Here is a 12,494-nt window from a genome sequence, read left to right as displayed (position 1 = left end):
AAAAAGTGAAAAAAAAAGTATAATGAAACAAGGTGTAAATAAATGTAAAGGAATGTGGAGAATGGACAATCAGTTAACAACAGAGTTAAAAGAACGTTACGGCATTGTTTTCCATGATGTCAATCTATTAGAGCAAGCTTTTACTCATTCATCCTATGTGAATGAGCATCGCTATTTAAAATTATCCGATAATGAACGTCTTGAATTTTTAGGAGATGCAGTTTTAGAATTAATTGTTTCACAATATTTGTATTTAAAATTCCCAGAACTTCCAGAAGGAAAATTAACGAAGATGCGCGCAGCCATCGTTCGGGAAGATAGTTTAGCCAAATTTGCGAAAGAATGTCACTTCGACAACTACATTTTATTAGGTAAAGGAGAAGAAGCATCGGGCGGACGAACACGTGCATCATTATTATGTGACTTATTTGAAGCCTTCTTAGGTGCCCTCTACTTAGACCAAAAAGTTGGCGCAGCCAAGAAATTTATTGAAGACGTTATTTTTCCGAAAATTGATGCCGGTGCTTTTTCACATGAGATGGATCACAAAACACAATTACAAGAAGTTTTACAACGCAAAGGCGATGTTTCAATTGAATATCGCTTAATTAAAGAAGAAGGCCCTGCTCATGACCGCACCTTTTTCACTGAAGTTTACATGAATGGTGAACTCATTGGGTTAGGCCAAGGAAAATCGAAGAAGTTAGCTGAACAGGATGCCGCTGAGCGGGCACTGAAAAGTATTCCTCAGTAAGGCTGGAAGGAGCAATATTCGTGTATTTAAAACGAATTGAAATTACAGGATTTAAATCATTTGCAGATAAAACCATTATTGAATTTGAAGATGATGTGACAGCAGTGGTTGGTCCGAATGGAAGTGGGAAAAGTAATATCACGGAAGCCGTTCGCTGGGTATTAGGTGAACAATCTGCGAAAAACCTTCGCGGTGGCAAAATGAACGACATTATCTTTGCCGGTTCGGAAGGTCGTAAGCCGCTAAATATTGCGGAAGTTACCGTGACGTTAGACAACAGCGACCATTATTTAGCATTGGATTATAGTGAGATTAGTGTCACCCGTCGTTTAAAACGAACGGGCGAAAGTGACTTTTTTATTAATAAACAAGCGTGCCGTTTAAAAGATATTCAAGATTTATTTATGGATTCAGGGTTAGGCAAAGAATCTTTTTCAATTATTTCGCAAGGGAAAGTTGAAGCGATTTTTAATAGTAAACCTGAAGACCGTCGAGGGATTTTTGAAGAAGCAGCGGGCGTTTTAAAATACAAACAACGAAAGAAAAAGGCTGAACAAAAGCTTTTCGAAACCGAGGACAACTTAAGCCGTGTCCAAGATATCATTTACGAATTGGAAGACCAATTAGTTCCTCTAGCCGCCCAAGCAGATGCGGCTAAAAAGTATTTAGCTTTGAAAGAAGAACTTACCGAAATTGATGTCAATTTAACTGTGACCGAAATTCAAGAAGCAAAAGCTATTTGGGAAACGAAAACGCAAGAATTAACAGCCATTGAAGAAAAGTTAGCTGGCGCAAGTAAGCAAGTCCATGACTTAGAAGGCAAATTGGTACGTTTACGAAGCAAGCGCAATCGTTTAGATGAACAAATTGAAACGGAACAACAACAATTATTACAAGTGACAGAAGCGTTGAAACAAGCAGAAGGACAAAAAAATGTTTTAATTGAACGTTCCAAACACACCTCCCAAACGGCAAGCGAATACGAAGAGACATTGGCAGAAACGGCCGAAAAAATTGTTCGTTATCGAGAAGAATTGCAGACGCTGGAAACAGCAATCGCAGAAAAAACGGCACAACGTCAGACGTTAAAAGAAGCATTGGCTTTGGCAACGAAAGATGTGGAAAAATATAGTAAGTCTTCTAAAGAATTGATGGAAGAATTGCGCAGTCAGTATGTGGAAGTCATGCAAGAACAAGCCAATACAGCCAATGACTTAAAATATTTAGAACGACAATATCAACAAGAAACAGCTAAAAATCAACAATCGCTAGCAAAACACGAAGCGCTAGAAGAACAGATGGTTGAAGCTCTTGCAATGAAAGAAACGCTAGAAAAAGAGCAAAAAGTTGCAAAACAAGGCTTACAAGAACAGCTGGAAGAATACACTGCGTTGAAAGCAACGCTTGAAGCCAAACGTGAACGATTAGCACAGCGTCAAAATGATATGTACCAAGCGATGAATCAAGTGCAACAAGCGAAGGCACGCCAAAAAAGTTTGCAAGAAATTCAAGAAAATTACGCTGGCTTCTATCAAGGCGTGAAAGCTGTATTGCGTCACAAAAACCAATTAACTGGGATTGTTGGCGCAGTGGCTGAGTTAATTGAAGTGCCTAAAGAATATACGTTGGCGATTGAAACGGCCCTAGGTGGTGCGGCGCAACATATTGTTGTGGAAAATGAGAAAGATGGTCGAGCAGGCATTACCTTCTTAAAACAACAACACAGTGGCCGGGCAACCTTTTTACCATTGACTACCATTAAGCCGCGCTCTGTATCGGCGATGGTTCAGAATCGTTTGGCTGGTGCACCGGGCTTCGTGGGGATTGCCAGTGAATTAGTTCGTTATCCAGAACAAGTACAAACCGTTATTCAAAATCTCTTAGGCGTCACGATTTTAGCGGCAGATTTAACGAGTGCCAACCAGTTAGCAAAATTAGTCAATTACCAATATCGCGTTGTCTCATTGGAAGGCGATGTGATGAATCCTGGCGGTTCGATGACTGGGGGAGCCAATAAACGTGGCAACCAAGGAAGCCTATTTTCACAAGCGCAAGAACTTCAAACAATCACTGAACAAATGACTCAATTAGAAACACAACTAAGAAGTGTAGAACAAGAAGTCCAAGCGCTCTCGCAAGAAGTGAAAACAGCCACAGAACGTGCAGAAATGTTGCGCTCTGCTGGTGAACAAAATCGCTTAAAACAACAAGAAATTGACAATAAATTAGCCAATCAAACAGAAACGATTACTCGTTTAACAAAAGAAAAACGCTTGTTTGAATATGAATCACGGGAATTGCATCAATTCTTAACCGAATATCAAACGAAAAAAGCCACATTGACAGAGCAACAAGCAAACTTAACGGCAACGAAAGAACGTTTAGATGCTGAAATGAAACAAGTGGAACAAGAAGCTAGCCAAATGGAAACCTTTAAAGCCCAAGCGCAAGAACGCTTGACGACAGTTCAAGCAGAACAAGCAGTAGCGGCGGAACAATGTGCCCATTTTGCTCGTCAAAAGCAAGACAAACAAGAACAATTGGACGAATTGTTGATTCGAGAAACGGCCATCCGTCAACAGCTACAACAACTAAGTAGCCATTCTAGCGATCACCAGTTAACCGAAGAAGGCTTAGCGGCACAAGTCGCGCAATTAGCGGAGAAACAAACAGCGTTGCAAACGTCTTTACAAACGGCACGTAGTCAACGACAAGCGTTGCAAGAAGAAGTAGACGAGTTAGATACAAAATTAGCGGAAGAAAACAAACGCCAACAACAGTATTTAGCAGATAAAACACAAATTGAAGTCCTAAAAAATCGTGCAGAAATGCAATTAGATAGCTCATTAAGTTACTTACAGGAAGAATACAGCTTAACCTTTGAAGCTGCCTATGAAGCGTATTTCCCAATCGATGATTTGGCGCAAGCGCAACAAACAGTGAAACGCCTAAAACAAGAAATTGAGCGGTTAGGACCTGTTAACTTAAGTGCCATCGAGCAATTTGAACAAGTCGATGAACGCCATCAATTTTTAGTCAGTCAACGTGATGATTTATTAAATGCGAAAGAACAATTATTTGAAACTATGGATGAAATGGACCAAGAAGTGAAAGAACGGTTTAAAGAAGTCTTTGAAGCAATTCGTGCCCAGTTCAAAGTGGTATTTCCTAATATGTTTGGTGGCGGACGGGCAGAACTGGTGCTAACCAATCCAGAGGATCTCTTGAATACAGGGATTGAGATTGAGGCGCAACCACCAGGGAAAAAATTACAACATTTAAGCTTGTTGTCTGGAGGCGAACGGGCATTAACGGCGATTGCGTTACTCTTTTCAATTATTCGTGTTCGACCAGTTCCGTTCTGTATTTTAGATGAAGTAGAAGCAGCTTTAGATGAAGCCAACGTTGCTCGTTTTGGTCATTATTTAAGCGAATTTGAAGATGGCACACAGTTTATTGTGGTGACGCATCGTAAAGGGACAATGGAAGCCGCAGATGTTTTATATGGCGTGACTATGCAAGAATCTGGGGTTTCAAAAATCGTTTCAGTTCGCTTGGAAGAGGTCAAAGAAGGTGGCGCAATTGAAAAAAGCAATTAGCCAGAAGCAAGGAGGAGCGAACGTTTGATAAAATTAGTTGCTATTGATTTAGATGGAACATTATTAAATAGCCAAAAAGAGATTTCTTTACGGAATAAACAAGCACTGATGGCTGCGAAACAAGCAGGCGTGAAAGTTGTTATCTGCACAGGTCGACCTTTGGCAGCTATTGGTCCTTACTTAGAAGAATTAGGTTTACAAGATGAAGGCGATTATAGCATTACTTTTAACGGCGGGTTGGTTCAAAAAAATGATACAGGGGCCATTATTGAGAAAACATTGATGCCCTTGGAAGCGATTCATGAGCTGTACCAATTAGCAACCACACTCAACATGCCGTTTGATGTCTTATCCGATGAGGTCGTGATGCAATTGCCTTCTGCACCTAATTATCCTTCAATTTATAGTTCTCTAAACAAATTATTAACCTTTGAGTCCTACAAATTAGAAGAGTTAACCCCGAATCGAATTTATAACAAAGTTGTTGTTGCGATTGATGAAGCGTATTTAAATGAACGCATCAAGGAAATTCCGGCCTCTTTTTATGAGCGCTTTGAAATTATTAAAACGCGAAATAACTTATTAGAATTTATGCCAAAAGGGATTACGAAAGCCTATGGTATTTCCTTGTTAGCCAAAGATTTAGGAATCCGTGCAGAAGAAATCATGACCCTAGGGGACGAAGAAAATGATTTACCGATGATTGAATACGCTGGCTTAGGTGTCGCCATGGCAAATGCGATTCCATTAGTTAAAGAAGCCGCAGATGTCGTCACAGACACGAATGACCAAGATGGCGTTGCCAAAGCGGTCGAAAAATATATTTTAACGCCGTTGGAAGGAGGCCAATAAGAATGGGATTTTTTGATAAAATTAAAAAAGCTTTTTCCGCTGAAAAAAAGGAAGAAGAAAAACAAGAGATCGTTGAAGAAACAGTAGACGAAACACCTAGTGATGAATCAGCGCCTGCTGAATCAAAAGAAACCGCAGCAGAAGAGGCGCAAACAATGCCAGAAACGACAGCGGAAGAAGTCACAGAAACAGCCGATTTAACAGATAACGCTGAAATGGAAAAATTAGCTGGCGTAGAAGAAGCATTAGAAGAAGAGCCAGAAGAAATCCTGACAGAGGAAACACAAGAAGTTGTTGTGGAAGCGCCTGAGGAAGAAAGTAGTGTCGTAACTCCGTTGGCAGAACCAACAGACACGCAGGTTTCAGAAGAAATTGAAGAGTCAAAAGAAGAGCAGGTCCAAGAAAAATATGAAAAAGGCTTGGAAAAAACGCGTAAAACATTTGGTCAACGGTTGAACGAATTGTTTGCTAATTTCCGGAGCGTTGATGAAGATTTCTTTGAAGAATTAGAAGAAACGTTAATTGGTGCAGACGTAGGCTTTGATACATCCTTAAAAATTACAGAAGCCTTGCGACAAGAAGTGAAACTGCGAAACGTGAAAAAACCAGCTCAAGTTCAAAATACCATCATTGAAAAAATGGTTGATTTGTATGAAGAAGCAGGAATTAATGAAAATAATGCGATTAACTTACAGCCAAATGGCTTAACCGTGATTTTATTTGTCGGTGTTAATGGAGTGGGGAAAACAACCAGCATTGGTAAATTAGCCCATCAATACAAGTTGGAAGGAAAGAAAGTTTTAATGGCCGCTGCCGATACGTTCCGAGCGGGCGCCATCGATCAATTAGTTGTTTGGGGTGAACGTGCTGGCGTTGAAGTTGTGCGTGGGAACGCTGGCGGCGACCCAGCAGCGGTCGTTTTCGATGCAGTGGAACGTGCTAAAGCAGAACAGGCCGATGTTTTGTTGGTGGATACAGCAGGTCGTTTACAAAATAAAGTCAACTTAATGAAGGAATTAGAAAAAATCAAACGAGTCATCCAACGAGAAATTCCAGATGCGCCTCACGAAGTTCTCTTAGTCGTGGACGCAACTACTGGGCAAAATGCGATGACACAAGCCAAACAGTTCAAAGAAACAACCGATGTCACTGGCTTAGTTTTAACCAAACTAGACGGAACAGCCAAAGGTGGTATTGTCATTGCTATTCGGAATGAATTACACTTGCCAGTGAAATTAGTTGGTCTAGGTGAAGGCATTAACGATTTAGAACCATTCAATGCCAACGATTTCGCAATGGGCTTATTTAAAGGCTTATTAAAAGATGTTTAGTTGTAGAAAATAACAGGTTTGGGAAGAACGTGGGACAGGAGTATTTAGCTTCAAGAATGAAGAAGCTACTCCTGTCCCGCCGTTTACTTTAGGATTGGGACGGATGTTCTAAGTTCTTCCTAAATCGTTTCTGAAAAAATGAAGGAGTGAGGGAGAAGATGACAGAACAAATGTGGATTGAGAAGTTAGGATTAGAAGCGCATCCTGAGGGCGGTTATTTTAAACAAACCAATAAAAGTGAACAATTGATTCCGACCAAACGAGGCGAACGGGCGTTGCATACAGCGATTTTGTTTCTATTAAACACAGAAAGTCCATCACATTTTCATCGTTTAAAAGCGGATGAATTATGGTTTTTTCACGATGGTCAGCCATTAACCGTTCACTGTATTTTTCCTGATGGAACGTATCAAGCTGTTCAGTTAGGGAAAGACTTAGTTCAAGGACAACAGCTTTCGTTCTCAGTTCCTGCCGGCACAATCTTTGGCTCTACAGTAGCGACAGGATTTGCGTTAGTCAGTTGTGTGGTTACACCAGGCTTTGAGTTTGAAGACTTCGAGTTATTTACTCAAGCGGAATTGTTAAACGATTATCCACAACATAGTGAAATCATTCAGCACTTGGCTTATCGAGAATTACCTTAAGAAAACGTTTTAGTAACATTTCTTTTATGAATATGCTAGTATAAATCAAACAAGCTTGTTGATTTTGTCGCAACGCACACTTAGCTGTCGTAGATGATTAAAAGAAAGGGATGAATCACATGGGCACAATGGTTTTTGTTAACTTCCCAGTAGCGGATGTCCAACGTTCTACAGCATTTTATGAAAAACTTGGATTCAAAAAGAACGAGGAATTTTCAACAGAGGAAGCTAGTTCGATGATGTGGGATGATCAATTTTGGATTATGTTGTTGAACCATGACTTTTATGGAAAATTTATCCAAGAAAAGCAAATTATTGATGCGCAAACAACCAGTGGGGCATTAATTTCCTTTAGTTTAGAGAGTGCCGAAGCCGTAAAACAGTTTGGCGAAACCGCCAAAGCTAACGGAGGCAACTGTTACCGAGTTGATATGGGAATACCAGAAGAGCAAATGTATGGCTTAGAAGTGCAAGATTTGGATGGCAATAGCTTAGAACCTGTCTGGATGAAGATGTAAAAAGAGCCGCAAAATCTCTACAGATTTTGCGGCTCTTTTCCTACAAAAAACTATTGTAAATTATTGGCATTAGTAGCTTCAACACCATAAGAATCAGCTACTTTTTTCAAGCTAAATCCTTTTCCGTAGACTTCACTTGCACTCATTGAAATCAAAAAGGCTTCTTCATCAATCTCAAGAATGGCTTCTTTTAAGCGGGGAAAATCTTTTTCACGAATGACGGTCATTAAAAGCATGCCTTTCGCGCTTCGATAACCGCCTTCGATTGGCACCAAGGTCACACCTTTATCTAGTTCACGTAATAAGCGTTCTTGAATAGCGACATATTTTGGTGAAATAATCATCACATTCTTCGAGCGAACCAGACCAACTTGAATCATGTCAACGACACGACCAATTGTAAATAAACAAATTAAAGAGAATAGCACAATATCTGCATTAAAAGCATACATTGCTGATAAAATGACTAAACCATCGACGAATAAAATAGCAATACCTAAGGAAACTTTGAAGTATTTATTGACAATTTGTGAAATGATTGCTGTCCCACCAGTTGAAGCATTGCCACGGAAAACCAAGCCTAGGCCAGCACCTGTAATAATACCGCCAAATAATGCTGCTAGAAAAATATTATGTGTTAAAACAGGCATCCCTGAAGTAATTCCTACAAAAAATGGATAAATAAGACTGCCATAAATGGTTTTGACACCGACCTCTTTCCCAAGAAGTAGGAAACAAAGCACTAAAAGAGGAATATTGATGGCGTAAAGAACAATGGCGGGACTAATCCCGAAAACATAATTAATAACAATACTAATGCCATTGGCTCCGCCTGCGACAAGTTTATTTGGCAATAAGACCGCATTGATTGAAATGGCCAAAATGAATGCACCGACTGTTACATAGGCGGTGTCTTTTAAACGTTGGGCTGTAAAAAATTTGTTCATAAAATACCTCCAATTATTTATTAGTTTAGTGAATGATGACATAAAAAAAGACAGAACATGAGAGACAAGCCTAATCGACTTATGTCCCACACTCTAAATCTTCAACTAATCAACTGAACACTTTTTCCTTATACTAACATGAAATCCGACAAGAAAACATAGTGAACAAACAATTTTTTGGAAAAGAGGTCGGGACAGAACCGTTTAGCTCCGAGAAATAAGAAGAAATTTCCGAAAATTGCTCTTTAATTTTTGGAGAATTTCGGCTTATTTCCGAAGGAGTTGGTTCTGTTCCCGCCGTTTATCAGATTTTGAGCCCGGAACAAAAATCCAAAGTGATTTTTGTCACAGGCTCAAAAAAGTCAAAAAGCGGCCAGCCCAAATAGCTTCATGATGTTGGATAATTTGTGCCGCGGTTAAATGTCCATTATCCAAGGTGGAAGTGGTTTTCGGTGTCATCAAACACGTATAGCCTAAACCATGAGCCATCCGAATTGTAGTGTCCACACAAAACTCGGTTTGGACACCAGCGATTTCTAACGTTTGAACGGCTTGTTCCGTCAATAAATCATTTAAATTTGTTTGGTAAAAGGCATTCGCATGTGTTTTTCGGATGAAAAAATCTGTGGGTTGTGTATCCAGCTTTTCAAAAAGTTGCCAAGAGTCTGAGCCAAAAGGTAATTCGGTTTCTTCATGTTGAACAAAAATAATGGGCGCATGGTGTTGGCGGTAGACAGCAATACGCTGATTGACTTTATCCAACACTGCTGGTAGACGGTACAATTGCTGCGTCGGACTTTCGATGCCTTTTTGAAAGTCAATTAAAAGTAATGCACGATTTTTCATGAGCAATCCCCACTTTCTATAAACTAGTTGTTTTCAGTATAACGGAAAAAGGCGCTCTCAAAAAGTGTCTCGAAAATTCTCAAGCGAACGTTCAAAAAAACAGCATATTTACTCGTTTTCCTATATAATAGTAAGAGAAACAGATAGTTTGTAGAAAGAAAGGCGACAAGATGAATTATAGAGAATTAATGCAAAAGAAAAATGTTCGTCCTTACGTATTGATGGCTCGTTTTGGTTTAGAAAAAGAAAACCAACGTAGTACACGAGAAGGGCTTTTAGCGACAACTGATCATCCCACGGTTTTTGGTAACCGTTCTTATCATCCATATATTCAAACAGATTTTAGTGAAACACAATTAGAACTAATCACGCCTGTAGCAAATAGCGGCACAGAAATGCTTCGTTTTTTAGATGCCATTCACGATGTTGCTCGTCGTTCGATTCCAGAAGATGAAATGTTATGGCCATTAAGTATGCCGCCACAATTACCAACAAAAGATGAAGAGATTAAAATTGCTAAATTAGATCAATATGATGCAGTGTTATATCGTCGTTATTTGGCAAAAGAGTATGGCAAACGAAAACAAATGGTCAGCGGAATTCATTTTAATTTTGAATATGACCAAGCCCTGATTCAGCAATTATATGATGAACAATCCGAAGTGACAGATTGCAAACAATTTAAAACGAAAGTATACATGAAAGTTGCCCGTAACTTTTTACGTTATCGTTGGTTAATTACGTATCTTTTTGGGGCTTCGCCGGTTAGTGAAGACGGCTACTTTAGGGTCTATGACGACCAACCGCAAGAACCTATTCGCAGTATTCGGAATAGTACGTATGGCTACAGAAATCATGACAATGTGAAAGTATCGTATGCCTCATTGGAACGCTATTTAGAAGATATTCATCGCATGGTGGAAAATGGTTTACTTTCTGAAGAAAAAGAATTTTATGCGCCTGTGCGCTTACGTGGTGGGAAACAAATGTCTGATCTGCCTAAAACAGGTATTCGCTATATCGAGTTGCGTAATTTAGACTTAAATCCTTTTTCACGTTTAGGCATTGTGGAAGATACTGTGGATTTCTTACATTATTTTATGTTGTATTTATTGTGGACAGATGAAAAAGAAGAAGCGGATGAATGGGTAAAAACTGGCGATATTTTTAATGAACAAGTGGCTCTTGGTCATCCTCATGAAACGATTAAGTTAATTGCAGAAGGCGATCGGATTTTTTCAGAAATGATTGATATGTTAGATGCTCTAGGCATTCGTAAAGGCAAAGAAGTTGTCGGTAAGTATTATCAACAACTGCGGAATCCACAAGACACCGTTTCTGGCAAAATGTGGACGATTATTCAAGAAAACTCCAACAGTGAACTGGGAAATATTTTTGGAAACCAATATCAAAGTATGGCCTTTGAACGCCCTTATCAATTAGCTGGTTTCCGTGAGATGGAATTATCCACACAAATTTTCTTATTTGATGCGATTCAAAAAGGTTTGGAAATCGAAATTTTAGATGAACAAGAGCAATTTTTGAAACTGCAACATGGCGAGCACATTGAATACGTCAAAAATGCCAACATGACTAGCAAAGATAACTACGTGGTACCATTGATTATGGAAAACAAAACCGTGACAAAGAAAATTTTGTCTGCAGCAGGGTTCCATGTGCCTGGCGGTGAAGAATTTTCATCTTTTATTGAGGCACAAGAAGCACATTTACGCTATGCCAATAAAGCGTTTGTCGTGAAACCAAAATCAACGAATTACGGTTTAGGAATTACGATTTTTAAAGAAGGCGCTTCGTTGGAAGACTTTACGGAAGCGTTACGGATTGCTTTTAAAGAGGACACAGCGGTTTTAATTGAAGAATTTTTACCTGGAACAGAATATCGGTTCTTTGTGTTAGATAATGATGTAAAAGCCATCATGTTGCGCGTACCAGCCAATGTTACCGGAGATGGCAAACACACTGTAGAAGAATTGGTGGCCGCTAAAAATAGTGATCCATTGCGGGGGACCAATCACCGTGCACCACTAGAGTTAATCCAGTTAAATGATTTAGAAAAACTAATGTTGAAAGAACAAGGTTTAACTATCTATTCTGTGCCAGAAAAAGAGCAAATCGTGTACTTGCGAGAAAATTCTAATGTTAGCACGGGCGGGGATTCGATTGATATGACCGATGTCATTGATGATAGTTATAAACAAATCGCCATTGAGGCCGTAGCTGCTTTAGGAGCCAAAATTTGTGGCATTGATTTAATCATTCCTGACAAAGACGTAAAAGGCACACGTGATAGCTTAACGTACGGGATTATCGAAGCAAACTTTAATCCAGCCATGCACATGCATGTGTATCCTTACGCTGGAAAAGGACGCCGTTTAACAATGGACGTTTTAAAACTTTTATACCCAGAAGTGGTTCAATAAAAAAGAATACCGCCAAAAAATTCATAATAGATTTTTTGGCGGTATTCTTTATAAAAACGTTTTCTTGGTGAACCCAATAGGTTATACTAAAACTATTACCAATGAAAGTTGTATGACGGTGGCTCTGAGTTAGAGAGGCAGGTGATGCCTATGTGTATCCGATGCACTTTAACGAAAGGAGCATTTTTTGTCAATCGAAGCGGCATTGGAATTGATGATTAGTTTTGCAGCATTTGTTGCACTACTGATTTTCGGTATCCTTGAAGCAACGAAAAACGATAAAAAATAACCGTTCATAAGCTTAGACGGCTGAACGGTTAAAGAACAACAAAAACTTAACTCAGTAAGCCACCAGTTCTTATAACTGGTGTTGGTATAAAGGAGAGGTATGTAGTAGCATATCTCTCTTTTCATTTTCATAATAGCATAATTCTATTTAAAATGGAAGCGCTCATAACTTATATCATTTTATAGAAAATTCCTATAAAAACGTTTTCTTAGTGAACCCAATAGGTTATACTAAAGCTATTACCAATGAAAGTTGTATGACGGTGGCTCTGAG

At 39.3% G+C, this 12,494-nt stretch carries 10 protein-coding genes; 8 read left to right on the top strand and 2 right to left on the bottom strand.

The features are described 5' to 3' along the window. Window positions 1–61: 61 nt before the first annotated feature. The 6 genes from rnc to IGL86_RS11930 all read left to right on the top strand — a co-directional run bounded on the left by rnc (window position 62) and on the right by IGL86_RS11930 (window position 7,698). Entirely contained in the window at window positions 62–754 is a 693-nt protein-coding gene (gene rnc, locus IGL86_RS11955) for a ribonuclease III (protein ID WP_002354946.1), read from the top strand. A 20-nt stretch (window positions 755–774) separates the two neighbouring features. Next, window positions 775–4,353: a chromosome segregation protein SMC gene (gene smc / locus IGL86_RS11950; protein ID WP_010818566.1), complete on the top strand. Its 3,579-nt coding sequence runs from the start codon at window positions 775–777 to the stop codon at window positions 4,351–4,353. Between the two features lie 24 nt (window positions 4,354–4,377). After that, window positions 4,378–5,205, top strand: a complete 828-nt coding sequence (locus tag IGL86_RS11945; RefSeq protein WP_002359053.1) for a Cof-type HAD-IIB family hydrolase — start codon at window positions 4,378–4,380, stop codon at window positions 5,203–5,205. 2 nt (window positions 5,206–5,207) lie between these two features. Next, window positions 5,208–6,536, top strand: a complete 1,329-nt coding sequence (gene ftsY / locus IGL86_RS11940) for a signal recognition particle-docking protein FtsY (RefSeq protein WP_002404795.1) — start codon at window positions 5,208–5,210, stop codon at window positions 6,534–6,536. 158 nt (window positions 6,537–6,694) lie between these two features. After that, window positions 6,695–7,180, top strand: a complete 486-nt coding sequence (locus IGL86_RS11935; protein ID WP_002381091.1) for a cupin domain-containing protein — start codon at window positions 6,695–6,697, stop codon at window positions 7,178–7,180. Window positions 7,181–7,299: 119 nt separating this feature from the next. Further along, complete coding sequence (locus IGL86_RS11930; RefSeq protein ID WP_002354951.1) at window positions 7,300–7,698, top strand: VOC family protein; 399 nt, start codon at window positions 7,300–7,302, stop codon at window positions 7,696–7,698. 50 nt (window positions 7,699–7,748) lie between these two features. On the opposite strand, the gene IGL86_RS11925 is transcribed toward IGL86_RS11930, so the two are convergent. Both IGL86_RS11925 and IGL86_RS11920 read right to left on the bottom strand, forming a co-directional pair. Next, window positions 7,749–8,645 carry a YitT family protein gene (locus IGL86_RS11925; protein ID WP_002365354.1) on the bottom strand — a complete coding sequence of 299 codons (897 nt, stop codon included), beginning with the start codon at window positions 8,643–8,645 and terminating at the stop codon, window positions 7,749–7,751. Between the two features lie 345 nt (window positions 8,646–8,990). Continuing rightward, a complete protein-coding gene (locus IGL86_RS11920; protein WP_002378961.1) occupies window positions 8,991–9,491 on the bottom strand; it encodes a cysteine hydrolase family protein in 501 nt (166 codons plus the stop codon). Window positions 9,492–9,661: 170 nt separating this feature from the next. Between IGL86_RS11920 and gshAB the strand changes: the two genes are divergently transcribed. Both gshAB and IGL86_RS11910 read left to right on the top strand, forming a co-directional pair. Next, window positions 9,662–11,932 (top strand): bifunctional glutamate--cysteine ligase/glutathione synthetase, encoded by a 2,271-nt coding sequence (gene gshAB / locus IGL86_RS11915; protein WP_002368430.1) that lies wholly within the window; start codon window positions 9,662–9,664, stop codon window positions 11,930–11,932. A 187-nt stretch (window positions 11,933–12,119) separates the two neighbouring features. Then, window positions 12,120–12,221, top strand: coding sequence for a putative holin-like toxin (locus IGL86_RS11910; RefSeq protein WP_075551663.1), 102 nt, complete (start codon window positions 12,120–12,122; stop codon window positions 12,219–12,221). Window positions 12,222–12,494: the final 273 nt, after the last annotated feature.

The organism is Enterococcus sp. DIV0774 (genome assembly GCF_050539095.1).
Taxonomy (GTDB): domain Bacteria; phylum Bacillota; class Bacilli; order Lactobacillales; family Enterococcaceae; genus Enterococcus; species Enterococcus faecalis.
This window is presented reverse-complemented; position numbering and strand designations above follow the sequence as displayed.

What these genes read in the sequence shown, in the direction of transcription:
- gshAB (WP_002368430.1), top strand. Translation starts at nt 9,662, where the DNA reads ATGAATTATAGAGAATTAATGCAAAAGAAAAATGTTCGTCCTTACGTA.
- IGL86_RS11930 (WP_002354951.1), top strand. Translation starts at nt 7,300, where the DNA reads ATGGGCACAATGGTTTTTGTTAACTTCCCAGTAGCGGATGTCCAACGT.
- IGL86_RS11925 (WP_002365354.1), bottom strand. Translation starts at nt 8,645, where the DNA reads ATGAACAAATTTTTTACAGCCCAACGTTTAAAAGACACCGCCTATGTA.
- IGL86_RS11920 (WP_002378961.1), bottom strand. Translation starts at nt 9,491, where the DNA reads ATGAAAAATCGTGCATTACTTTTAATTGACTTTCAAAAAGGCATCGAA.
- rnc (WP_002354946.1), top strand. Translation starts at nt 62, where the DNA reads ATGGACAATCAGTTAACAACAGAGTTAAAAGAACGTTACGGCATTGTT.
- ftsY (WP_002404795.1), top strand. Translation starts at nt 5,208, where the DNA reads ATGGGATTTTTTGATAAAATTAAAAAAGCTTTTTCCGCTGAAAAAAAG.
- IGL86_RS11935 (WP_002381091.1), top strand. Translation starts at nt 6,695, where the DNA reads ATGACAGAACAAATGTGGATTGAGAAGTTAGGATTAGAAGCGCATCCT.